Genomic DNA, 24,114 nt, shown 5'->3' with positions numbered 1-24,114 from the left:
CTCCAACGAGCGGAACCCGTGCGTGGGTACTGCCGTACGGGGAAAACTTGTTGGAGCCGGTGCCCGGCACTACCGTCGGCCGGATGGTGGAAGCGTGGATGCTCGACGTGCCCGGCGAGCGGGTACTGGTGCGTGAACTCGGCCCGGCGGACGAGGCACCGCTGATCCGGCTGTTCGAGGAGTGCGAGGACTATTTCCTGGCGGCCACCGGGCTGCCGTCGGCGCCGGGCGATGTGCAGAGCCTGTGCTACGCCCTGCCCGAGGGCGCGTGCCCGGACGCCAAGGTGCTGCTGGTGCTGGAGCGGGACGGGGTGGTCGCGGGCGTGGTGGACGCGGTGCGCGACCATCCGGAGCCGGGCGCGGTGGCCGTCGGCCTGTTCCTGCTGGCTCCCTGGGCCCGCGGCCGGGGCCTCGGCGGCACCCTGGCCCGCTCCCTGCTGGCACGGGCCGGCGACGCTCCCCTGGTGACGGCGACGGTTCCGCCCGGCTGGCATTCCGGCGAGCGCTTCCTGGAGCGGCTCGGCTTCGAGATCGACCCGGCCCCCGGACCGGGCGCCGCGAACCGGCGGCCGGGCCCACGGGAGGGGGCAGTGCGACGGGCGGTACTGCGACGGCGGGACGGGGCTTCCTGAGCCACCGCCGGAGCCAGGACGAAACCGGGGCCGCAGCGGGGCGGGACCGGAGCCGGAGCCACGGGGTGGACCGGAGTTGGGGCCGCGGGGGGGGGACCAGAGCCGAGGCCGGGGCGGAGTGAAGTCGGAGCCGGAGCCGGGGCCGCGGCGGGACCGGAGTCGGGCCAGGACCGGGACCGGTGCTGCGGCTGGGACCGGGGCCATGGCCGACGCCAAGACCTGAGCCGCGGCCGGAGTCGGGCCTGGGCTGCGGCTGAAGCCGGGGCCGAAGTTCGGGCCGGCGCCAAGACCTCAGCCACGCCGGAGTGGGGGCCAGGACTGTGGCCAGGACTGTGGCCAAGACCGGAGCCGAGGCCAAGAGACGAGCCGAGGCCAGGAGCCGAGCCGCACCCAAGGCCGGAGCCGGGGCCAGGACCGGGGCCTGAGCCGGGCCGAAGTCCGGGCCGGGGCCGGGGCCAAGACATGAGCCGCGGCCGGAGTCGGGCCTGGGCTGTGGTCAAGTCCGGAGCCCAGGCCAAGACCTGTGTTGCGGCTGGAGCCGCGGCAAGGAGCCGAACCGCAGCCAAGGCCGGGGTCAGGACCGGGGCCGCGGCCAAGGCAGGAGTCGGGGCGAGGGTGTTGCACGGCGTCGGGATCCGTGTCGCCGGGGCCGCGGCGCGAACCGGCCTCTAGGCCGCGGCGGCGCCGAAGTCCGGGGCGTGGTCACGGGCCCAGTGGGCGAAGGTGCGGGCCGGGGTGCCCGTGATCCGCTCGACCGTGCCGGTGATCTCCGGGGGGACGCCGATGGTGGCCTCGAAGGTTTCGAGGAGGCGGGCGAGCGTGTGCGGGTCCAGGTACGGGAACAGCTCGGGGCCGGCCGTGCGGGGGTCGGCCTCCACGAAGGTCAGCTCCCGGCCGACGGCCGCGCCGATCGCCGCGACCTGGCCGGCGTTGGTGATCGCCTCCGGCCCGGTCAGGCGGTGTACGGCGCCCTCGTGGCCGTCGTCCAGGAACGCGCGCTCGGCGACGGCGGCGATGTCGTCCTCGTGGATCGGCGCGGTGACCGCGTCCGCGTAGACGCCCCGGACGGTGTTCCCGGCACGGATCCGGGGTGCCCATTGCAGGGCGTTGGTGGCGAACGCGTTGGGCCGCAGGAACGTCCACGCGAGGCCGCTGTCGCGGATCAGCCGCTCGGCGGTGGCGTGCAGGGCGTGGATGGGGTGGGTCTCGTCGGCGCCCTCCTGGACGATGCCGCTGGAGAGCAGGACGGCGTGCCGGACCCCGGCCGCGCGGGCCGCCGCCAGCAGGGGTGCGGTGACGGCCTGCGCGTAGAGGAAGACTCCGGTCACCCCGTCGAACAGGGCCGCGGGTTCCTCGGACCGGAACCGCACCACCTCGGCCCGCTCGGGCAGCGCGGCCCGCTCCGGATCGCGGGTCAGCGCGCGTACCGGCCGGCCCGCGGCGAGGAGTCGGTCCACCAGGGCGCGGCCCACGTTTCCGGTCGCGCCGGTCACTGCGATCACGATGGTTGCCTCCCGGCTCGGTCGATCATGTCGGTGCACCGAGCCTAGGGGGGCGGTGCCGGGCGCCGCACGGACCGGCGGCGCCCTGGGCGCGGGTCCTACCGCCGTGCCCCGCCCTCGCGGGCCCGCAGCGCGCGGCCCAGGTCGTCCAGGCGGTCGGCCAGGGCGCGGCGCAGGGACGGGGTGAGGTCGTCGCGGTCCAGGCATGCCTCGCCCAGACGCAGGTGCTCGGCGTCCACGGCGTGCACCGGGAAGCACCAGCGGCCGGCGGAGGCGGCGATGGCGTGGCCGCGGCGGGCGGCGAGCGGGACCGACTCCTCGTAGAAGCGCGGCACGTACTCCCGTAGCAGCTCGGCCTGTTCGGGCTGCCAGAAGCCGTGGGCCGTGGCCTTGAACAGGTAGTTGGACAGCTCGTCGCCGCCGAACATCGCCGCCCAGGCCGCGCGCTTGGCCTCCGGGTCGGGCAGGGCGGCGCGGCAGCGGGCGGCGCCCTCCTGTCCGGTGGCGCTCGGATCACGGGCGAGTTCGGCGGCGATGGCGGCCTCGTCGGTGGCGCCGAGTACGGCGAGCCGGGCGAGGACGCGCCAGCGCAGGTCGGGGTCGAGCTCGGGGCCGCCGGGGACGGTGCCGTCGGCGAGCCAGGCGGCGATGGTGTCCGGGTGGGCGGCCACGTCGATCAGCTGGCGGACGGCGATCAGCCGCAGGCCGGGCTGGTCGCCGTCCTCGGTGCGGCGCAGCAGGTCGCGGCAGAGGGCGGTGAGGGTGGCGAGCGCGGCCGGGCGCTCCTCGGCCGGCAGGTACTGGTCGGCGATCTGGCCGCGCGCGAAGTCGAGCACGCCCTGCGTGACGGCGAGGTCGGTCTCGCGCGGCAGATGGGCGCGGGCGATCTCCAGGTAGGCGGCGGGCGCGAGTTCGCCGTCGCGCACCGCGTCCCGCAGGGAGTTCCACACGATCGCGCGGGTGAGCGGGTCGGGCAGTCCGGACAGGCTGCTGCGGACCGTCGCGAAGGACTCGGCGTCGAAGCGGACCTTGGCGTAGGTGAGGTCGCCGTCGTTGAGCAGGAGGAGCGCGGGGCGCTTGCCGATGGGGCGCGGGGTGTCCTGCGGGACGTCGAGTTCGAGGCGCTCGCGCAGGATCAGCCGGTCCTCGTCGGCGACGTCGTGGTCGTACAGCCCGGCGACGATGCGGTGCGGGCGGCTGCCCCGGTGGTCGACGGCCAGCGTGCAGGCGCCGTCGGCGGTCTCCACCACGGGCGTGAGGGTGTCGACGCCGGTGGTGCGCAGCCAGCTGTCGGCCCAGGCGCGCACATCGCGCTCGGTGACGGAGGCGAGGGAGTCGAGGAAGTCGGCGAGGGTCGCGTTGCCGAACCGGTGCCGGGCGAAGTGGGCGTTGATGCCCGCGAGGAAGTCCTTCTCGCCCAGCCAGGCCGCCAGTTGGCGCAGCGCGGAGGCGCCCTTGGCGTACGAGATGCCGTCGAAGTTGAGCAGGGCGGTGGCGGCGTCGTCCACGCCCTCGGGGGCGACCGGGTGGGTGGTGGGGCGCTGGTCCGCTTCGTACCCCCACGCCTTGCGGGTGACGCCGAACTCGGTCCAGGGGTCGGTGAAGCGGGTGGCCTCGGCGGTGGTCTGGTAGCCCATGTACTCGGCGAAGGACTCGTTCAGCCAGATGTCGTCCCACCACTTGAGGGTGACGAGGTCGCCGAACCACATGTGGGCCATCTCGTGCGAGATGACCATGGCGCGCAGCTGGCGCTCGGTGTCGGTGACGGCGGAGCGGTAGACGAACTCGTCGCGGAAGGTGACCAGGCCCGGATTCTCCATGGCGCCCGCGTTGAACTCGGGCACGAACGCCTGGTCGTAGGAGTCGAAGGGGTACGGCTCCTCGAACTTCTCGTGGTAGCGGTCGAAGCACGCGCGCGTGACCTCGAAGATCTCCTCGGCGTCGGCGTCGAGGTGGGGCGCGAGCGAGCGGCGGCAGTGGATGCCGAAGGGCAGCCCGCGGTGCTCGGTGCGCACCGAGTGCCAGGGGCCGGCGGCGACGGCGACCAGGTAGGTGGAGATCGGCGGGGTGGGCGCGGCCCGCCAGATGCCGTCGGCGCCGCGCTCGGTGACGCCGTTGGCGAGGACGGTCCACTCCTCGGGCGCCTTGACCGAGATCTCGAAGACGGCCTTCAGGTCGGGCTGGTCGAAGGCGGGGAAGACCCGCTGGACGTCGTCCATGGCCAGCTGGGTGTAGACGTACGCCTCGCCGTCGACCGGGTCGGTGAAGCGGTGCATGCCCTCGCCGGTGCGCGAGTAGCGCATGGCCGCCTCGGTGCGCAGCTCGTGCTCGCCCGCGGTGAGGTTCTTCAGCAGCAGCCGGTCCTCGCGCAGCGCGTCCGGGGTCAGGGGCTGTCCGTCGAGGGTCACGGAGCGCAGCTCGGCGGGCTTCACTTCGAGGAACGTGTCCCCGTCGGACCGCGTGGTGAACCGGATCACGGTACGGCAGTCGAAGGTCTCGTCCCCGGTGGTGAGGTCCAGTTCGACCGTGTAGCGGTGGACGTCGAGGAGCTGAGCTCGGAGCTGCGCTTCATCGCGCGTGAGTACGGACATGGACGCCATGCTGCCTGATGGGACTGACAGCGCACAGCGGAGGAGCGTTACACGGTTATTATCCGACCTACCCTTTTCTTCCCCTTGTTCGGGATTCGGTGTCCGGGCTCCGGGTTCCGGATTCAGCTGCCGTTGGTGTCCTCGGCGATGCGCTCGTGGTGTCTGATCACCTCGGCGATGATGAAGTTGAGGAACTTCTCGGCGAACGCGGGATCGAGCTTGGCGTTCTCGGCGAGCCGGCGCAGCCGGTCGATCTGGCGGGCCTCGCGGGCCGGGTCGGCGGGCGGCAGCTGGTGCACGGCCTTGAGCCGGCCGACCTGCTGGGTGGCCTTGAAGCGTTCGGCGAGCATGTGGACGACGGCCGCGTCGATGTTGTCGATGCTGTCGCGCAGCCGCTCCAGTTCCTGGCGGACCGCGGGGTCCACGTCACCCGTACCGGTGTTGCTGGTGGTCATGGACGCCCACCCTATGTGGTCGGCGGGTGTGGCTCGTGCGGTGTCCGAGGGGTGGATCACCGGGGGGTCGTCCGGGTCCGGGACCCGGTCGCTCCAGCCGCCGGGGACGCTGCGGCCCTGCTGGGCGCGGAAGCGGGCCGGGGCGAGGCCGACGCGCCGGGTGAACAGGCGGGAGAAGTAGGCGGGATCGTCGTAGCCGACGCGGCGGGCGACGGCGGCGACGGGCAGTTCGGTGGCGGCGAGGAGCTCCTTGGCGCGGCCGAGCCGGATGCCGAGCAGGTAGTCCTTCGGGGTGCAGCCGGCCGCCCGGCGGACCGCGCCGCGCAGTTCGGCGGTGGTCATGCCGTGCCGGGCGGCGTGGTCGGCGACGCTGAGCGGGGCGCAGGCGTCCCGCGCGAGGGCTTCGAGTACCTGGTCGCCGTCGGGGGCGAGGTCGGCGCGGGCGCGGCGCAGGGCGACGAGGAGTTCGTGCACGGCGGCGCCGGTCTCCACCTCGAGGAGGGGGTTGCCGCGGCGGGCGGCGCGGGCGATGCGGGCGACGACCGCGCGTGGTCCCGCGGCGTCGGAGAGGGCCACGACGGGCCGTTCGGGCTCGATGTAGCCCAGCTCGGTGTAGGTGCCGGTGGCGGGCCCGGCGAAGTCCACGAAACCCTCGTCCCAGCCGGTGTCCGGACCGGGTGCGTAGTGGTGGGGCACGCCGGGGGTGAGCCAGAGCAGCGCGGGCGCGGTGACGGTCGTACGGCGGCCGTCGGCGCCGGCGTACCAGCCGCCGCCGGAGCTGATCACGACGGCCACGTGGTGGTCGAGGGTGCGCGGGCCGACGGTGGGCAGCGCGCCGTGCTGGAGTCCGACGCCGAGGCAGACCAGGCCGAGGCGGTGGTGGGCGGGGCCGGGGCTGAAGAACCGCATCCAGGTCTGGTACACCGCTGCTCCTCCCGGCGTCGGCGGCGGCCGGTTTTTGTCCAAGTGGTGCCGATCTTCGTCCATGGCGCGGGGCACCGGAAGGGATGAGCCTTGGCGGTATGGGCGAGTTCACCGTGGGCGAGAGGGACTTCCTGCTGGACGGGCGGCCGGTGCGGCTGCTGTCCGGCGCGCTGCACTACTTCCGGGTGCACGAGGAGTTGTGGGGGCACCGGCTCGCGATGCTGCGGGCGATGGGCCTGAACTGCGTGGAGACCTATGTGCCGTGGAATCTGCACGAGCCGGCTCCGGGGCGCCACCGGGACGTGGCGGCGGTGGGCCGGTTCCTGGACGCGGCGCGCGCGGCGGGCCTGTGGGCGATCGTGCGGCCCGGCCCCTATATCTGCGCCGAGTGGGAGAACGGCGGTCTGCCGGCCTGGCTGACCGGCGAGCTGGGCCGGCGGGTGCGCACACGGGACGAGCGGTATCTGCGCCGGGTCCGCGACTGGTTCGGCCGGCTGCTGCCCGAGATCGTGCCCCGGCAGGCCGACCGCGGCGGCCCGGTGGTGCTGGTGCAGGTGGAGAACGAGTACGGCAGTTACGGCTCCGACGCGGGCTACCTCGCCGGACTGACCGCCTTGTTGCGCGCCGGGGGCGTCACGGTGCCGCTGGTCACCTCCGACGGCCCCGAGGACCACATGCTGACCGGCGGGTCCGTGCCCGGTGTGCTCGCCACGGCGAACTTCGGCTCCCGCGCGCGCGAGGCGTTCGCCGCGCTGCGCCGGCACCGTCCCTCGGGCCCGCTGATGTGCATGGAGTTCTGGTGCGGCTGGTTCGACCACTGGTCCGGCACGCCCGCCGCGCGCGATCCGCGGGAGGCCGCCGAGGCGCTGCGGGAGATCCTGGAGTGCGGCGCCTCGGTGAACCTCTACATGGCGCACGGCGGCACCAGCTTCGGCGGCTGGGCGGGCGCGAACCGGGGCGGCGAGCTGCACGAGGGCGCCCTCCAACCGGATGTGACCTCGTACGACTACGACGCCCCGGTGGACGAATACGGCCGCCCCACCGAGAAGTTCCGGCGCTTCCGGCAGGTGCTGGCGCGCTACCGGGAGGGCCCCTTGCCGAAACTCCCGCCGGAGCCCGCGCGATTGTCCTCCCCGGTCGGGGTCCCGCTCACCGGATGGGCGCCCGTGGACGCCGTCCTGGCCGCTCTGGGCGGCGAGGAGACGACACGCCCCCTGGCGCCCACGTTCGAGGACCTGGGTGTCACGCGCGGCCTGGTCCGCTACGAGGTGGACGTGCCCGGACCGCGCGAGCCGTACCCGCTGACCGTGCGGGGGCTGCGGGATCTGGCCGTGGTGTACGTCGACGGGGTGCGGGCCGGGGTGCTCACCGAGGCGGAACCCCGGCTGAAGGAGCCCGTCGCGGGTCCGGCGCGGGTGGAGCTGTGGGTGGAGTCCCTCGGCCGGGTGAACTACGGGCCGCTCCTGGGCGAGGCGAAGGGGATCACCGGGGGCGTGCTGCACGAGCGGCAGTACCTGCACGGGGTGCGGGCCCGCGGGCTGGACCTGGACGCGTTCGAGGACGGCGTGTCCGCGGTGCCGTTCGGCGCGCCGCCCGCCGCGGGGGCGCGGGGACTGTACCGGGGCACGGCCACGGTGCTCGGGACGGCCGGGGACGCCCGGCTGGAGCTGGCGGGCCTGACGCGCGGTTTCGCGTGGATCAACGGCTTCTGCCTGGGCCGCTACTGGTCGGCGGGGCCCCAGCGGTCGCTGTACGTCCCCGGTCCGGTGCTGCGGTCGGGGGCGAACGAGGTGTGGGTGCTGGAGCTGGCGGGCACGGAGGAGGGCGGGGTGGCGCCGCGGCTGCTGCCGGTGTGAGGCCGGGGCCGCGCCGGGTGTCTCCGGGCGGCGGGGCGCCTACCCTGGAGGAGCGGTGCGGGCTCGGGCGCGGCGGTCGCGAGGGCTCATCGGCTGTCGGGGTCTGGGGGTGCCGACGTGGCGAACGGCGGGCCGGTGGAGCACGGGTTCCCGCATCTGGAGACGGTGCGGGCGGCGATCACCGCGCTGTACCGGCGGCTGTCGCCGACGACCGTGCGGACGTTCCCGGTCAGCGTGGCCCCCGCGGACGTGGCGTTCCGCGACACCGACGACCTGCATCTGGGGGCGCAGCGGGTGGCCCGCGCGCTGGTGCGGCACTTCCGGCTGCCGGACGCGCGGCTGATCGTCGGCTTCCGGGAGATGACCCATGCGGCGAACGTCGAACTGGCTGCGGGCCCCGAGTACTTCGTGGAGCTGAACGACCGTTTCCGCACCCATCGCCGGGACATCGGCGCGGCGCTCGCGCACGAGGTGGCGCACGTGTATCTGCACCGCCTGGACCTCGCCTTCCCCACGACGGCGGAGAACGAGATCCTCACGGACACGGTGACGACGTACCTGGGCGCGGGCTGGCTCCTGCTGGACGCCTACCGCGAGGACTCGCTCTCCTCGCAGAAGCTGGGCTACCTCACCCCGGAGGAGTTCGGCTATGTGCTGGCCAAGCGGTCCCTGCTGTTCGGCGAGGACCCCTCGGTCCGGTTCACCAGCCCGCAGGCGTACACCGCGTACACCAAGGGCCTGGCCCGCGCCCGGCAGGACGCCCGGCAGCCCCCGCTGGCCGGCGCCGGCTGGGCGGGCCGCCACCGCTACGCCCACGACCGCCGCCGGGCCGGGCCGGCTCCCGCGGGCGTCCCCTACTCCTTCGGCTCCGACCCCGCGGGCCGCCGCCACGTCACCTTCCCCTGCCCGACGTGCCACCAGCGGATCCGGGTGCCGGTGCGGGGGCGGGTACGGGCGCGGTGCGGGTTGTGCGGGACGGTGCTGGAGTGCGACACGTGAGGCGTCCGGGAGGGGGCTGAGCGGGGGCCGTGCGCCGCGCACAGCCGGGTTCAGGCGGGGCGGACGATGCCGGCGGCGCGGGCGGCCGACAGCCAGGAGGGGAACTCGCCGACGAGACGGTCGTACAGCTCGGCGTCGGGGACGCGCCGGGGGTCCTCGCCCGCGTGGAAGAAGCCGGCGTTGTCCACGATCCGCTTGCCGGGCACCGGGAGTTCGTCCAGTCTCCGCAGGAAGTCGAACTGCTTGCCGTGCGGGTCGCCGAAGCCGACGAACTGCCAGAACAGGGGCAGCTTGGCGGACTTGCAGAGGTGGCGTTCCGCGGCGAGCTTGTTGATCGGGCCGCCGTCGGTCTGGAAGACGACCAGGGCGGGGTCGGTGGCGCCGCCGTCCAGGTAGTGGTCGATGACGGCGTCCATCGCCAGGTGGTAGCTGGTCTTGCCCATGTGGCCGAGCCCGGCGGCGATCCGCTCGACGCTGCCCGCGTGCCCGGCGAGGGGTATGTCGGTGACGGCGTCGATGCCGGTGGAGAAGAACACCACCGGCACCCGGCCGTCGTCGTCCAGGTGCGCGGACAGCCCCAGCACCCGGTCGGCGAACGCCTGGACGCTGCCGTCCTGGTAGTACGGCCGCATGGAACCGGAGTGGTCGAGGACGAGGTAGACGGCGGCCCGCAGCCCGTCCAGGCCGTGTTTGCGCAGGCTGACCCCGGCCGAGCGGTAGGCGCCGACGAGCGCGGGCGCGGTCTCCTCCACCTTGCGCAGGCTGATCGCGGCCATGGCCCCCTCCGGCTGTTCCGAGGAGCCGAGCCTACGTGAGGCGCGGACGGGGGAATTTCAACGGCGCCTGCCCGGTCGTCCGGTCGGGGACAGGTGGGCAGGCGCCATTGGTGTTCCGCACGCCTTTGTGCGGGACGCTCCAGGGGTGCCGTCAGACCGCGAGCGCGCGGTCGGTCGGGCGGATCGGGGCCGGCAGGTCGCTGGCCCCGGTCAGGTAGCGGTCGACGCCGCGGGCGGCCGAGCGGCCCTCCGCGATCGCCCAGACGATCAGGGACTGCCCGCGGCCGGCGTCACCGGCGACGAACACCCCCGGCACATTGGTCTGGAAGTCGGCGTCGCGGGCGATGTTACCGCGCTCATCGAGGTCTAGACCAAACTGCTCCACCAGGCCGTTCTCCCGGTCGGTGCCGGTGAAGCCCATCGCCAGGGTGACCAGCTGGGCCGGGATACGGCGCTCGGTGCCCGGCTTCTGGGTGAGCTTGCCGTCCACGAACGCGACCTCGGCCAGGTGCAGCCACTGCACATTGCCGTCCTCGTCGCCCTCGAAGTGGGTGGTGGAGACGGAGTAGAGCCGCTCGCCGCCCTCCTCGTGGGCCGAGGTCACCTTGTAGAGGATCGGGAAGGTGGGCCAGGGCTGCCCGGTCGGGTGCCGCTCCTCGTTCGGGCGGGGCATGATCTCCAGCTGGGTGACCGAGGCCGCGCCCTGCCGGTGGGCGGTGCCCACGCAGTCCGCGCCGGTGTCACCGCCGCCGATCACGACGACGTGCTTGCCCTCGGCCGACACCGGCGAGGTCACGTAGTCGCCTTCCTGGACCTTGTTGGCCAGGGGCAGGTACTCCATCGCCTGGTAGATGCCCTTCAGCTCCCGTCCGGGGACGGGGAGGTCACGGGCGGTGGTGGAGCCGGCGGCGATCACGATGGCGTCGTAGCGCTTCTTCAGGTCGCGCGCGTTCAGGTCGCGGCCGATCTCGACGCCGGTGCGGAAGCGGGTGCCCTCCGCGCGCATCTGCTCGATACGGCGGTTGATGTGCCGCTTCTCCATCTTGAACTCGGGGATGCCGTACCGCAGGAGGCCGCCGATGCGGTCCGCGCGCTCGTAGACGGCGACCGTGTGTCCCGCGCGGGTCAGCTGCTGGGCGGCGGCCAGGCCGGAGGGGCCCGAGCCGATCACCGCGACCGTCTTGCCGGACAGGCGCTCGGGGATGCGCGGCACGACGTGCCCGCCGTCCCACGCCTTGTCGATGATGGAGACCTCGACGTTCTTGATGGTGACCGGCTGCTGGTTGATGCCGAGCACGCAGGCCGACTCGCACGGTGCCGGGCACAGCCGCCCGGTGAACTCCGGGAAGTTGTTGGTGGCGTGCAGCCGCTCGTAGGCGGCGGCCCAGTCCTCGCGGTAGGCGTAGTCGTTCCACTCGGGGATCAGGTTCCCGAGCGGACAGCCGTTGTGGCAGAACGGGATGCCGCAGTCCATGCACCGGCTGGCCTGCTTGCCGATGATCGGTAGCAGGGAGCCGGGGACGTAGACCTCGTTCCAGTCCTTGACGCGCTCACCGACGGGGCGGGTCCTGGCGACCTCGCGGCCGTGGTTGAGGAAGCCCTTCGGATCAGCCATTGGTCGCCGCCTCCATCATCTTCTCGGTGATCTCGGTCTCGGAGAGACCGGCTCGCTCGGCGGCGTCCTTGGCGGCGAGCACTGCCTGGTACGTGCGGGGGATGATCTTGCTGAACCGGGTCGCGGCCGTGTCCCAGTCGGCGAGCAGCTTCGCGGCGACGGTCGAGCCGGTCTCCTCGGCGTGCCGGCGCACCACGTCGTGCAGCCACGCCTTGTCCGACTCGTCCGGCTCCTGGATGGCGTCCGCGTTGCCCGCGTTGACGTTGTCGGGGTCGAGGTCGACGACGTAGGCGATGCCACCGGACATGCCCGCCGCGAAGTTGCGGCCGGTCGGGCCGAGGACGACCGCGTGACCGCCGGTCATGTACTCGCAGCCGTGGTCGCCCACGCCCTCGGAGACGACCAGCGCTCCGGAGTTGCGCACGCAGAACCGCTCGCCGGTACGACCGCGCAGGAACAGCTCGCCGCCGGTGGCGCCGTAGCCGATGGTGTTGCCCGCGATCGTCGAGTACTCGGCGAGGTGGTCGGCGGCGCGGTCCGGGCGGACGATGATCCGGCCGCCGGACAGGCCCTTGCCCACGTAGTCGTTGGCGTCGCCCTCCAGGCGCAGCGTGATGCCGCGCGGCAGGAAGGCGCCGAAGGACTGGCCCGCGGAACCGGTGAAGGTGATGTCGATGGTGTCCTCGGGCAGGCCCGCGCCGCCGAACTTCCGGGTCACCTCGTGGCCCAGCATGGTGCCGACCGTGCGGTTGATGTTGCGGATGGCGACCTGGGCGCGCACCGGCTGGGCCTCGGTCGCCTCGTTCGCGGCCAGGGCGTCGGCGGCGAGCTTGATCAGCTCATTGTCCAGGGCCTTCTCCAGGCCGTGGTCCTGGGCGGTCAGCCGGTGGCGGGCGGCGCCCTCGGGCAGGTCCGGGACGTGGAACAGCGGCTCCAGGTCCAGTCCCTGCGCCTTCCAGTGGTCGACGGCCCGCCGCACGTCCAGCACCTCGGCGTGGCCGACGGCCTCCTCGATGGAGCGGAAGCCCAGCTCGGCGAGGAGCTCGCGGACCTCCTCGGCGATGAACCGGAAGAAGTTCACGATGTGCTCGGCCTTGCCGGCGAAGCGCTCGCGCAGCACCGGGTTCTGGGTGGCGATGCCGACCGGACAGGTGTCCAGGTGGCAGACGCGCATCATGACGCAGCCCGAGACGACGAGCGGCGCGGTCGCGAAACCGAACTCCTCGGCGCCGAGCAGCGCGGCGATGACCACATCGCGGCCGGTCTTGAGCTGACCGTCGGTCTGTACGACGATCCGGTCGCGCAGCCCGTTGAGCAGCAGCGTCTGCTGGGTCTCGGCGAGGCCCAGTTCCCAGGGGCCGCCCGCGTGCTTCAGCGAGGTCAGCGGGGAGGCGCCGGTGCCGCCGTCGTGGCCGGAGATCAGCACGACGTCCGCGTGCGCCTTGGACACCCCGGCCGCGACGGTGCCGACGCCGACCTCGGAGACCAGCTTGACGTGGATCCGGGCGCGGGGGTTGGCGTTCTTGAGGTCGTGGATCAGCTGGGCCAGATCCTCGATGGAGTAGATGTCGTGGTGCGGCGGCGGGGAGATCAGGCCCACGCCCGGCGTCGAGTGCCGGGTCTTGGCGACCCAGGGGTAGACCTTGTGGCCGGGCAGCTGGCCGCCCTCGCCGGGCTTGGCGCCCTGGGCCATCTTGATCTGGATGTCGTCCGCGTTGACCAGGTACTCGGAGGTGACGCCGAAGCGGCCGGAGGCGACCTGCTTGATCGCCGAGCGGCGCGCGGGGTCGTACAGGCGCTCCGGGTCCTCGCCGCCCTCACCGGTGTTGGACTTGCCGCCCAGCTGGTTCATGGCGATGGCGAGGGTCTCGTGCGCCTCCTTGGAGATGGAGCCGTACGACATCGCACCGGTCGAGAACCGCTTGACGATCTCGCTGACCGGCTCGACCTCCTCGACCGGGATCGGCGCCCGGTCCGAGGTGAAGCCGAACAGGCCGCGCAGGGTCATCAGGCGCTCGGACTGCTCGTTCACCCGCGAGGTGTACTTCTTGAAGATGTCGAAGCGGCCGCTGCGCGTGGAGTGCTGGAGGCGGAAGACCGTCTCCGGGTCGAACAGGTGCGGTTCGCCCTCGCGGCGCCACTGGTACTCGCCGCCGATGTCCAGGGCGCGGTGCGCCGGGGCGATGCCGGAGGCCGGGTACGCCTTGGCGTGGCGGGCGGCGACCTCGCCGGCGATGACGTCGATGCCGACGCCGCCGATCTTGGTGGCGGTGCCGTTGAAGTACTTCTCCACGAAGGCCTCGTCCAGGCCGACGGCCTCGAAGACCTGGGCGCCGCGGTAGGAGGCGACGGTGGAGATGCCCATCTTGGACATGACCTTCAGGACGCCCTTGCCGAGGGCGTAGATCAGGTTCTTGATGGCCTTCTCGGGCTCGATGCCCTGGAGGAAGGTGCCCGCACGCAGCAGGTCCTCCACCGACTCCATGGCGAGGTACGGGTTGACGGCGGCGGCGCCGTAGCCGATCAGCAGGGCGACGTGGTGGACCTCGCGGACGTCGCCGGCCTCGACCAGCAGGCCCACGTGGGTGCGCTGCTTGGTGCGGATGAGGTGGTGGTGGACGGCGGCGGTGAGCAGCAGCGAGGGGATCGGCGCGTGCTCGGCGTCGGAGTGCCGGTCGGAGAGGACGATCAGACGGGCACCGTTCTCGATGGCCGCGTCGGCCTCGGCGCAGATCTCCTCTATGCGGGCGGCCAGCGACTCGCCGCCGCCGCTCACCCGGAACAGACCGGAGAGGGTCACGGCCTTGAAGCCGGGCATGTCGCCGTCGGCGTTGATGTGGATGAGCTTGGCCAGCTCGTCGTTGTCGATCACCGGGAAGGGCAGCAGGACGGACCGGCAGGAGGCGGCGGACGGCTCCAGCAGGTTGCCCTGCGGGCCCAGCGCGCTGCGCAGGGAGGTGACCAGTTCCTCGCGGATGGCGTCCAGCGGCGGGTTGGTGACCTGGGCGAACAGCTGGGTGAAGTAGTCGAACAGCAGCCGGGGACGCTCGGACAGGGCCGCGATCGGGGAGTCGGTGCCCATGGAGCCGATCGGCTCGGCGCCGGCGCGGGCCATCGGGGCGAGGATGACGCGCAGCTCCTCCTCGGTGTAACCGAAGGTCTGCTGGCGGCGGGTGACCGAGGCGTGGGTGTGCACGATGTGCTCGCGCTCGGGCAGGTCGGCCAGCTCGATCTCGCCGGCCTCCAGCCAGTCCGCGTACGGCTCGGCGCCGGCGAGGGCGGCCTTGACCTCGTCGTCCTCGATGATGCGGTGCTCGGCGGTGTCCACGAGGAACATCCGGCCGGGCTGGAGGCGGCCCTTGCGGACGACCCGTGCGGGGTCGATGTCCAGGACGCCGACCTCGGAGCCGAGGACGACCAGGCCGTCGTCGGTGACCCAGTAGCGGCCGGGGCGCAGGCCGTTGCGGTCGAGTACGGCGCCGACCTGGGTGCCGTCGGTGAAGGTGACGCAGGCGGGGCCGTCCCAGGGCTCCATCATGGTGGCGTGGTAGCCGTAGAAGGCGCGCCGGGCCGGGTCCATGGTGGCGTGGTTCTCCCAGGCCTCCGGGATCATCATCAGCACGGCGTGCGGCAGCGAACGGCCGCCGAGGTGGAGCAGCTCCAGGACCTCGTCGAAGGAGGCGGAGTCGGAGGCGCCCGGAGTGCACACCGGGAAGAGGCGGTCCAGCTTCTCCGCGGGGCCGAACAGGTCGGTGGCCAGCCGGGACTCGCGGGCACGCATCCAGTTGCGGTTGCCCTGGACGGTGTTGATCTCACCGTTGTGGGCGACGAAGCGGTAGGGGTGTGCCAGCGGCCACGACGGGAAGGTGTTCGTGGAGAACCGGGAGTGCACCAGCGCGATCGCGGAGGCGAAGCGGCGGTCGGACAGGTCCGGGAAGAAGGGCTCCAGCTGGCCGGTGGTCAGCATGCCCTTGTAGACGATGGTGCGCGCGGACAGCGAGGGGAAGTAGACGCCCGCCTCGCGCTCGGCGCGCTTGCGCAGCACGAACGCCTTGCGGTCCAGGGCGATGCCCTCGCTGGCCCCGTCGGTCACGAAGATCTGCCGGAAGGCCGGCATGGTGGAGCGGGCGGTGGCGCCCAGCAGCTCGGGGGCGACCGGCACCTCGCGCCAGCCGAGGACGGTCAGGCCCTCCTCGGCGGCGATGGCGTCGATGGCCGCCGCGGCGTCCTCGGTGCCCTCGGGGGGCAGGAAGGCGATGCCGGCGGCGTAGGAACCGGCGGCGGGCAGCTCGAATCCGGCCACCTCGCGGAAGAAGGCGTCCGGCACCTGCGAGAGCAGGCCCGCGCCGTCGCCCGAGTCCGGCTCGGAGCCGGTGGCGCCGCGATGCTCCAGGTTGCGCAGCACGGTCAGTGCCTGCTCGACCAGGGTGTGGGAGGCCTCGCCGGTGAGAGTGGCGACGAAACCGACGCCGCAGGCATCGTGTTCGTTGCGGGGGTCGTACATACCCTGCGCAGCAGGGCGAGCATCCATGAACGACCAGTTCTGGCCGTTCTCGGAATGCTGGGACGGCTGGCGCGGCGTACGCATCGGCTCTCCCGTCGTCGTCATGTGGCATGTGGCGTGTGCCGAGGGACGACGTTGGCCCTCTGCGGAGATGGCGAAATTTCGTGCAGGTTACATGATGGCCCGGTTCTCGGGAAGCGGATACTCCGTTTCATCATGCGGACACCGCGGGAGTTCATGGCCGGTGTCCGGGAGCCGCGCGGGGCGGCCGGGTACCGCACGAAACGGCCGGAGCCGCATGGCGCGACGACCGTGTGCCGCACGGGGCGGGCCGGCCGCCGCGGTGGCGGCGAACGCGTGTGGGTGGACCGCTGCGACACCATCGGTCGGATCGGTGTCCATCGGTCCGGGGGGAGCAGGGGGGTCTTCGTCGGCCCGCCCCGCAGGGGGTGCGGCAGGCGTCATTGCCCACGGCGCTTACGGCTCATGCCCCGCGGTCATGCATCCGAAACCAACGGGTAACGGCTACTTATTCGTCATCCCGTATAAGTACCGGTCGCGCCTTATCCTACGGCCGTTCCGAACAACGTTCCCAGGGCGTACGTCACACCGGCGGCCGCGCCGCCCAGCGCGAGCTGCCGCAGGCCGCTGAACCACCAGCTGCGCGCGGTCACCTTGGCCACGACGGCGCCACAGCCGAACAGTCCGATGAGCGCGAGCAGCAGGGCGGGCCACAGATCGGTCGCGCCGAGCAGGTACGGCAGCAGGGGCAGCAGCGCGCCGAGGGCGAAGGAGCCGAAGGAGGAGACGGCCGCGACCAGCGGGGAGGGCAGGTCGCCGGGATCGATGCCCAGCTCCTCGCGGGCGTGTATCTCCAGGGCCTGCTCGGGGTCCCTGGAGAGCTGCCGGGCGACTTCGCGGGCCAGCTCGGGGGTCACGCCCCGCGCCACGTACAGCGCGGCCAGCTCGTCCTCCTCGTCCTGCGGGTGCCGGCGCAGTTCGCGGCGCTCGACGTCCAGCTCGGCCTCGACCAGCTCCCGCTGGGAGGCGACGGAGGTGTACTCGCCGGCGGCCATGGAGAAGGCGCCGGCGGCGAGGCCCGCGAGTCCGGTGATGACGATGGTCTGGTGGCCGACGGAGCCGCCGGCCACGCCGGTCATCAGGGCGAGGTTGGAGACCAGGCCGTCCATCGCGCCGAAGACGGCGGGGCGCAGCCAGCCGCCGTTGACATCGCGGTGCGTGTGGTTGTCGCGGTGCGCCTCGTGCAGCGCGGCCTCGGTTTCGATGAGGGCCATGATCCTCTTCCCCGATTTAGCTTAGCCAAAGCTAACTTTGGACGAGTTCTACTTTTCGACACCACAGAATCTACGTCGTCACTGATCGCGCCGCCAGCAAGGAAAGGCTGGGCTTACCTGCGGCTTTGCGGTTCCCGAGGGCCACCGGTGGCATCGCCGGCCGACACTCCCCCGCCCCCGCTCCGCGCCCGGCCGTCCGAACACTCCGTCGCGCTCACGGAGTTCGACGCCCGCCGCACCCAGGACGCCGACGGCCCGGCCGCGCTCCGTCCGCACGGTCGGCGCCCGGCCGGTGGAACTCGCCGGACTCCCGGAAACCGCGCAACCGGCCCGGCCCGGAGGATGATTCGGGCATGACGCCCAAGCAACCCAAAGGCACCGGACAGCCCGATCTGGACGAACGGATCACCGGCGCCCTCGTCGGCGCGGCCGTCGGCGACGCCCTCGGCGGGCCGGTGGAGGGCTACTCCCCGGGCCGGATCACCGAGCGGCACGGCGGCCCCGAGCACGGCGTCGCCGGTCTCCGGGGCGGCGACGCCCGGCGCACCGCCGGCCCGCTCGCGCCGTACCCCCGGGGCGACGGCCACGTCACCGACCGCACCCTGACGACCCACGCTCTGGTCCGGGTCTACGACCGCGTCCGCGACCACCTCGACGCCCGCACGCTCGCCGAGCACCTGGTGCCGGACGTGACGACCGACCCCCGCTGGGGCCTCGGCACCAACCTCGACTGCGGTGCGGCGATGTGCATGGCCCCGGTCGGCCTGGTCAACGCGGCCGACCCGCGCGCCGCGTACACCGAGGCGCTGGGCATCGCCGGTGCCCACCAGTCCTCGTACGGCCGGGAGGCGGCCGGTGTCTTCGCCGCGGCCGTCGCCGCCGCCACCGCGCCGGACGCGACGCCGGACTCGGTGGTGACCGCCTGCCTCGCGCCGGCCAGGGACGGCACCCGCGAGGCGATCGAGAAGGTCTGCGCAGTGGCGTACCGGCACAGCGACGTCGTATCGGCGCTCGGTCCGCTGCGGGCGGCGGTGGAGCCGTACGCCACGGTCGGCCCGGATCACCGGTCCCCCTCGCCCCCCTCACGGCTGCACTCCATCGAGGAACTGCCCGTCGCGCTGGGCCTGTTGGTGGTCTCCGGCGGTGACTACCGGCACGCGGTGCTCGGTTCGGTCGGCTACGGGCGGGGCTGCGGCTCGATCGCCGCCATGGCCGGTGCCCTCGCGGGCGCGCTCGGCTCGCCGGTGCCGCAGGAGTGGGCGAAGACGGTCGCGGAGGCGAGCCGCCTGGACCTGTGGCAGCCGGCCCGCGTCCTCGCCCAGGTCGCGCGCGAGGTCTTCGCCCTCGACCGCGCCCGGCGCCGCGCCCGTGAACTGGCCTTCGCGGCCCTGGGCGGCGCACCGGACACGAGCGACGCGTTCCCCTGCGACCGGGGAGGCGCGCCGTGCTCCGCCTGACCTGGGTACAGCCCGAGGACCTGCTCGGCCACGAGCTCCGCCAGGCCCGGCTCGACGGCCGTGAGCCGTGCCGGATCGAGGAGCGCTGGCGCGCGGCGGGCGGCTCGGACGCACCGGAGCACGCGGGCGCCTCCCCGCACCGCGTCTCCCGCTATCTGCGGCTGCTCGCCGAGGACCTGCTGGACGAACTCGCCGATCTGCCCAGCCGGCTGGCCGACGACGAACCGACCGAGCTGTCCGCGATCCGGGCCGCCTGCCCCGACTGGCCCACCGCGCGGCCCTCCGGCACGCCGGGACCGCTCGCGTACGAGGCGTCCTGGCTGGGCCGGGCCATCGGCTGCCTGCTGGGCAAGCCGGTCGTGCAGCTCCCTCTGGAAGCGGTGCGCTCCCTCGGCCGGGCGGCCGGGAACTGGCCGCTCTCCGGCTACTTCACCGCACGGGGCGTACCCGCGGAACTGCTCGACGCGCACCCGTGGGACCGCCGCTCGGCCGCCACCTCGCTCGCCGAGAACATCGACGGCATGCCCGCGGCCGGCGACCTCGACCATCCGCTGCTCCACCTGCTGCTGCTCCAGCGGCACGGAAAGGGCTTCAGCACCACGGACGTCGCCCGGCTGTGGCTGGAGGAGCTGCCGCCCGGCCGGACCGGCACCGCCGAACGCCTCGCCTACCGCAACCTCCTCACCGGCGTGGAACCCCCGTACACCGCCCGGTACCGCAACCCCTTCCGGGAGTGGACCGGCGCCCTGGTCCGCGCCGACGTCCACGGCTGGACCCATCCGGGCGACCCGGCCGCCGCGGCCGAACAGGCATACCGCGACGCGGTGTTGAGTCACACGGCCAACGGCGTCTACGCGGCCATGTTCACCGCCGCCGCCCTGGCCGCAGCGGCCACCGGCGACCACGACGTGCACGCCTGCCTGCGGGTGGGCCGCTCGGTCGTCCCGCACCGCTCCCGGCTGGCCCACGCCATCGACCACGCCGTCCGACTGGCCGCGTCCCACGACGACTTCGACACCGTGGTGGACGAACTCCACGCCCGCTACCTCCCCGCCCACCCCTGGATGCACGCCCTGCCCAACACCGCCTTGCTGGCCGCCGCGCTCACCCACGCGGACGGCGACTTCACCGGCTCGGTCGGGCGGGCGGTGGCGGGCGGCCTGGTCACCGATTCGGTCGGCGCGAGCGCGGGCAGCATTGCCGGGCTCCTCGCGGGCTCCCCCGCCGCGCTCCCCGAGCGCTGGCGGGCCCCGCTGAAGAACCGGCTCGCCACCTCCGTCGCCGACTTCGACGGCACCGGCTTCGACACCCTCGCCCACCTCACCCGTCTGGAGGCGAACCGCCCATGACCCATATCGCCGTCCTCGGCAGCACCAACATGGACCTCGTCACCTTCGTCGCCAGGGCCCCGCGGCGCGGCGAGACCGTGACCGGCCGGGAGTTCCGCACGATCCCCGGCGGCAAGGGCGCGGGCCAGGCGATCGCCGCCGCGCGGGCCGGTGCCACCGTCTCGATGATCGGCGCGGTCGGCAACGACGCGGCCGGGGCCCGGCTGCGGGAGACCCTCGAACACTCCGGCGTGGACACCGACTTCCTGCGCACGGTCGAGGGCCCCTCCGGCACCGCGCACATCGTGGTGGACGACGAGGGCGGCAACTCCATCGTCGTCATTCCGGGCGCCAACGGCACCGTCGACCACCTCTCACCCGGCGACGAGGGGCTGATCGCCACCGCCGACACCCTGCTGCTCCAGCTGGAGATCCCGCTGGCCGCGGTGGTCGCGGGCGCGGCGGCGGCCCACCGGCACGGAGTGCGGACGATCCTCACCCCCTCCCCCGTCCAGCCGTTGCCGCCCGAACTCCTCGCCGCCACCGACCTGTTGGTGTCCAACCAGCACGAGGCGATCACCCTCACCGGCCGCACCGACCCGCGCGAGGCCGCCACCGCGCTGCTGGAACTGGTGCCGCGCGCGGTGGTCACCCTGGGCGCGACCGGCTGCCTGTACGTCGCGCGGGACGCCCCCGAGCCGCTGGTGGTGCCCGCGCCGCGGGTCGAGGCCGTGGACAGCACAGGCGCGGGCGACACCTTCACCGGGGCGCTCGCGGTGGCCCTCGCCGAGGAGAAGCCCGTACGGGAGGCCCTGTCCTGGGCGGCCGCCGCGGCGTCCCTCTCGGTGGAGCGGGCCGGGGCGTCGGCGTCGATGCCGTACCGCCCGGAGATCGACACCCGGTTCACCGCATGAGCGCAGGGGCGGGCGACACTGCGGCACGCGCCGCGGCGCTGGAGGGGGTGCGGGTGCTGGACCTGGCGACCCTCTTCGCCGGGCCCATGGCCGCGACGCTGCTCGGCGACTTCGGCGCCGAGGTGATCAAGGTCGAGCATCCGGGGCGCCCCGACCCCTGCCGGGGGCACGGGCCGGCGAAGGACGGGATCGGCCTGTGGTGGAAGGTGCTCGGCCGCAACAAGCGGGCGATCACCCTGGACCTGTCCCGGCCGGGCGGCCGGGCGATCCTGCTGCGGCTCGCCGCCACCGCCGACGTCGTGATCGAGAACTTCCGCCCCGGCACGCTGGAGAAGTGGGACCTGGGCTGGGCGGAGCTGTCCGCGGCCAATCCGCGCCTCGTGCTCGCGCGGGTCACCGCGTTCGGGCAGTTCGGGCCGTACGCCCACCGGCCCGGATTCGGCACCCTCGCCGAGGCGCTGAGCGGTTTCGCCGCGCTCACCGGGGAGCCGGACGGACCGCCGACGCTGCCGCCCTTCGGGCTGGCCGACTCCATCGCGGGTCTCACCACCGCCTACGCCGTGCTCACGGCGCTGGCCGCGCGGGATCGCACCGGCGCCGGGCAGGTCGTGGACATGGCGATCATCGAGCCGATCCTGTCGGTGCTCGGCCCGCACCCCAGCTGGTACGACCAGCTCGGTTACGTCCAGGAACGCACCGGCAACCGGTCCGCGAACAACGCCCCCCGCAACACGTACCGCACCGCCGACGGCACCTGGGTGGCCGTCTCCACGTCCGCGCAGTCGGTGGCGGAGCGGGTGATGCGGCTGGTGGGGCGGCCGGACCTGATCGAGGAGCCCTGGTTCGCGACGGGCGCGCAGCGGGCCGCGCACGCGGAGGTGCTGGACGCGGCGGTCGGCTCCTGGGTCGCCGCCCGCACCCGTACGGAGGTCATCGCGGCGTTCGAGAAGGCGGAGGCGGCGGTGGCGCCGGTGCAGGATGTGCGGGACGTGTTCGAGGACCCCCAGTACCAGGCGCTGAACACGGTGACGACCGTGCCGGACCCGGAGCTGGGCTCGCTGCGCCTCCAGAACGTGCTGTTCCGGCTGTCCGCGACGCCCGGCGCGATCCGCTGGGCCGGCCGGCCGCACGGCGCGGACACCGACGCGGTCCTCACCGAGCTGGGCCTGGCCCCGGCCGACATCGCCGCCCTGCGCGCCGAGGGCGCCCTGTGACCGCGGGGACCGGACCCCCGTGGTCGCCACGGCGCCGGTGACCGGCGATGCCGGGCTTCGCGGCGGGGCCGGTCGCACGCGCGAGGGGCGCCCGGAGATCTCCGGGCGCCCCTCGGCGTCGTACGAACCGCTCGTCAGGTCTTCTTCGGCGCCGACTCGGCTTCCTCGGCCGCCGCCTTCGGCTCGTCCGCAGGCTCCGCGGCGGGCGTGCCGGCCTCGGCGTCCGGCTCCCTGCCCGCGGCCGAATCACCGGAAGCACGCGGCTCCGAGTCCTCCGCCGGGCCGCCGGAGGCGAGCGGCTCCACGATCTCCTCGCGGCCCGGACGCAGGCGGGCCGAGAGGATCATGTAGGTGACCGCCAGCAGGAAGACGATCAGTGCCGTCCAGTCGTTGAGGCGGAGGCCGAGGATGTGGTGGGCGTCGTCCACCCGCATGTACTCGATCCAGCCGCGGCCCACGCAGTACGCCGCGACGTACAGGGCGAACGCCCGGCCGTGGCCCAGTGCGAAGCGGCGGTCGGCCCACATCACCAGGAAGGCGACGCCGATGCACCACAGGGACTCGTAGAGGAAGGTCGGGTGGTAGTAGCCCGGCACCCGGCCGCCCTCGGAGGACGTGATGTGCAGCGCCCAGGGCAGGTGGGTCTCCCTGCCATACAACTCCTGGTTGAACCAGTTGCCCCAGCGCCCCATGGCCTGCGCGAGGGCGATGCCGGGCGCCACCGCGTCGGCGTACGCGGGCATCGGGATGCCACGGCGCCGCGCCCCGATCCACGCGCCCAGCGCCCCGAGCGCGATCGCGCCCCAGATGCCCAGGCCGCCCTGCCACACCTTGAACGCGTCCACCCAGTCACGGCCGGGGCTGAAGTACAGCTCGTAGTCCGTGATCACGTGGTAGAGACGGCCGCCGACCAGGCCGAACGGCACGGCCCACACCGCGATGTCGGCGACCGTGCCGGACCGGCCGCCACGGGCGACCCAGCGCCGGTTGCCGAGCCAGACGGCGATGAAGACGCCGATGATGATGCAGAAGGCGTAGCCGCGCAGCGGAATGGGGCCGAGGTACAGCACCCCGCGGGACGGGCTGGGAATGTAGGCAAGTTCCATGGCAAGTCCGACGCTACCGTGCCGGGCCCCGGCGGCACCAAGCCGCCTGGCTACGGGTCCATAACAGGGACATGGGATTCGCCCGCCCGCGGCCCCCTAACCCCGGTCCGCCGACTCCACCAGCTGCTTCAGCTTGGCCGGGGACATCGTCTGGTCCTGGTAGATGTTCTTGCCGCCGAGCAGCACCGTGGGCGTGCCGCTGAAGTTGCCGCTCTGGAACGCCTTCTGCGAGCGGTTCACCCAGCTGTCGTGCGTCCCCGCGTCCACACACTTGCGGAACGCCGGGGTGTCCAGGCCGCCGACCTTGCCCGCCAGCGTGATCAGCTTGGCGTTGCCGGCGAAGGCGTCGTCGGTCTCCTTGGGCTGATTCGCGTACAGCGTGTCGTGGTAGTCGCGGAACTTCCCGGCGTCCTGGGCGCAGGCCGCCGCGTTGGCCGCGCGCAGCGAGCCGGTGCCGCCGAGATTGCCGTCGATCAACCGGACCAGGTGGTACTCGATGCGGAGCTTGCCCGCGTCGACCAGCTCATGGAGCGTGGGCCGGTACGCCGCCTCGAAGGCCTGGCAGGCGGGGCAGCGGAAGTCCTCCCAGATCGTGAGCGTCGACTTCGCGCCGTCCTTGCCGACCGGGATCGCGAGGCTGTCCTTGCCCTGCGCCCCGGAGGGCGCCACGACCGGGCCCGCGCTGCCGCTCGCCTTGTTCTTGCCCGCGTTCGCGGCGATCACGCCGATCACCGCCGCGAGGGCCAGCACGCAGGCGACGCTGGCGCCCACGATCAGCGCCCGCCGCCGCTTCTCCGCGGACTTCTGCTTCTCGCGCTCGACCGCCAGCCGCTGCCGGGCGGTCCGCTTTCCGTCACGGTTCTTCTCGCTCACACCCCCAGAACGAACCGGGGAGGCGCAGCGCGCCTCCCCGGCCCGAGGTCCACCCGTTCGAGTGACCGGAATG

The 24,114-nt window shown here is 73.3% G+C and carries 16 protein-coding genes and 1 pseudogene; 7 read left to right on the top strand and 10 right to left on the bottom strand.

Annotation, left to right across the window (positions count from 1 at the left end; genetic code table 11):
* The first annotated feature begins 83 nt into the window (after positions 1–83).
* A complete protein-coding gene (locus tag ACZ7EC_RS08805) occupies positions 84–632 on the top strand; it encodes a GNAT family N-acetyltransferase (protein WP_471059569.1) in 549 nt (182 codons plus the stop codon).
* 668 nt (positions 633–1,300) lie between these two features.
* Here ACZ7EC_RS08805 and ACZ7EC_RS08800 read toward each other — a convergent pair.
* The 4 genes and pseudogenes from ACZ7EC_RS08800 to ACZ7EC_RS08785 form a co-directional block, all read right to left on the bottom strand.
* Positions 1,301–2,134: an NAD(P)H-binding protein gene (locus tag ACZ7EC_RS08800; RefSeq protein WP_471059567.1), complete on the bottom strand. Its 834-nt coding sequence runs from the start codon at positions 2,132–2,134 to the stop codon at positions 1,301–1,303.
* 98 nt (positions 2,135–2,232) lie between these two features.
* On the bottom strand, positions 2,233–4,725 hold the full coding sequence (gene pepN, locus ACZ7EC_RS08795; protein WP_471059565.1) for an aminopeptidase N: 2,493 nt from the start codon (positions 4,723–4,725) through the stop codon (positions 2,233–2,235).
* Between the two features lie 122 nt (positions 4,726–4,847).
* Positions 4,848–5,180 (bottom strand): chorismate mutase, encoded by a 333-nt coding sequence (locus ACZ7EC_RS08790; protein WP_046426519.1) that lies wholly within the window; start codon positions 5,178–5,180, stop codon positions 4,848–4,850.
* A 51-nt stretch (positions 5,181–5,231) separates the two neighbouring features.
* Positions 5,232–6,104 (bottom strand): annotated as a pseudogene (locus ACZ7EC_RS08785) (AraC family transcriptional regulator); the annotation flags it as partial.
* Positions 6,105–6,202: 98 nt separating this feature from the next.
* Between ACZ7EC_RS08785 and ACZ7EC_RS08780 the strand changes: the two are divergent.
* Both ACZ7EC_RS08780 and ACZ7EC_RS08775 read left to right on the top strand, forming a co-directional pair.
* On the top strand, positions 6,203–7,960 hold the full coding sequence (locus tag ACZ7EC_RS08780; RefSeq protein WP_471059562.1) for a glycoside hydrolase family 35 protein: 1,758 nt from the start codon (positions 6,203–6,205) through the stop codon (positions 7,958–7,960).
* Positions 7,961–8,077: 117 nt separating this feature from the next.
* A complete protein-coding gene (locus ACZ7EC_RS08775; RefSeq protein ID WP_471059560.1) occupies positions 8,078–8,959 on the top strand; it encodes a hypothetical protein in 882 nt (293 codons plus the stop codon).
* Between the two features lie 50 nt (positions 8,960–9,009).
* Here ACZ7EC_RS08775 and ACZ7EC_RS08770 read toward each other — a convergent pair whose 3' ends face one another.
* From ACZ7EC_RS08770 to ACZ7EC_RS08755, 4 genes are all read right to left on the bottom strand, one after another.
* A complete protein-coding gene (locus ACZ7EC_RS08770) occupies positions 9,010–9,735 on the bottom strand; it encodes a vWA domain-containing protein (RefSeq protein WP_471059558.1) in 726 nt (241 codons plus the stop codon).
* Between the two features lie 151 nt (positions 9,736–9,886).
* Complete coding sequence (locus ACZ7EC_RS08765; RefSeq protein WP_471059556.1) at positions 9,887–11,350, bottom strand: glutamate synthase subunit beta; 1,464 nt, start codon at positions 11,348–11,350, stop codon at positions 9,887–9,889.
* Positions 11,343–15,854, bottom strand: coding sequence for a glutamate synthase large subunit (gltB, locus tag ACZ7EC_RS08760; protein ID WP_471059786.1), 4,512 nt, complete (start codon positions 15,852–15,854; stop codon positions 11,343–11,345). Before gltB ends, ACZ7EC_RS08765 begins: the two co-directional genes overlap by 8 nt.
* Positions 15,855–16,417: 563 nt before the next feature.
* Positions 16,418–17,149: a VIT1/CCC1 transporter family protein gene (locus tag ACZ7EC_RS08755; protein WP_471059554.1), complete on the bottom strand. Its 732-nt coding sequence runs from the start codon at positions 17,147–17,149 to the stop codon at positions 16,418–16,420.
* Between the two features lie 353 nt (positions 17,150–17,502).
* Here ACZ7EC_RS08755 and ACZ7EC_RS08750 point away from each other — a divergent pair, with 353 nt between their 5' ends.
* The 4 genes from ACZ7EC_RS08750 to ACZ7EC_RS08735 are packed head-to-tail and all read left to right on the top strand — an operon-like array spanning position 17,503 to position 22,062.
* Entirely contained in the window at positions 17,503–18,606 is a 1,104-nt protein-coding gene (locus ACZ7EC_RS08750) for an ADP-ribosylglycohydrolase family protein (protein WP_471059552.1), read from the top strand.
* Entirely contained in the window at positions 18,594–19,955 is a 1,362-nt protein-coding gene (locus ACZ7EC_RS08745; RefSeq protein WP_471059550.1) for an ADP-ribosylglycohydrolase family protein, read from the top strand. Before ACZ7EC_RS08750 ends, ACZ7EC_RS08745 begins: the two co-directional genes overlap by 13 nt.
* Complete coding sequence (locus ACZ7EC_RS08740; RefSeq protein WP_471059548.1) at positions 19,952–20,848, top strand: ribokinase; 897 nt, start codon at positions 19,952–19,954, stop codon at positions 20,846–20,848. Before ACZ7EC_RS08745 ends, ACZ7EC_RS08740 begins: the two co-directional genes overlap by 4 nt.
* Positions 20,845–22,062: a CaiB/BaiF CoA transferase family protein gene (locus ACZ7EC_RS08735; RefSeq protein WP_471059546.1), complete on the top strand. Its 1,218-nt coding sequence runs from the start codon at positions 20,845–20,847 to the stop codon at positions 22,060–22,062. Before ACZ7EC_RS08740 ends, ACZ7EC_RS08735 begins: the two co-directional genes overlap by 4 nt.
* Before the next feature lie 134 nt (positions 22,063–22,196).
* Here ACZ7EC_RS08735 and lgt read toward each other — a convergent pair whose 3' ends face one another.
* Together lgt and ACZ7EC_RS08725 are read right to left on the bottom strand one after the other, a co-directional pair.
* Positions 22,197–23,168, bottom strand: a complete 972-nt coding sequence (gene lgt, locus ACZ7EC_RS08730; RefSeq protein ID WP_471059544.1) for a prolipoprotein diacylglyceryl transferase — start codon at positions 23,166–23,168, stop codon at positions 22,197–22,199.
* A 96-nt stretch (positions 23,169–23,264) separates the two neighbouring features.
* Positions 23,265–24,041 (bottom strand): DsbA family protein, encoded by a 777-nt coding sequence (locus tag ACZ7EC_RS08725; protein WP_471059542.1) that lies wholly within the window; start codon positions 24,039–24,041, stop codon positions 23,265–23,267.
* Positions 24,042–24,114 lie beyond the last annotated feature (73 nt).

It is taken from the genome of Streptomyces sp. NPDC037203, assembly GCF_055605065.1.
The sequence above is the reverse complement of the archived record's forward strand: the minus strand, read 5'-3'. Positions and strand labels throughout refer to the sequence as shown.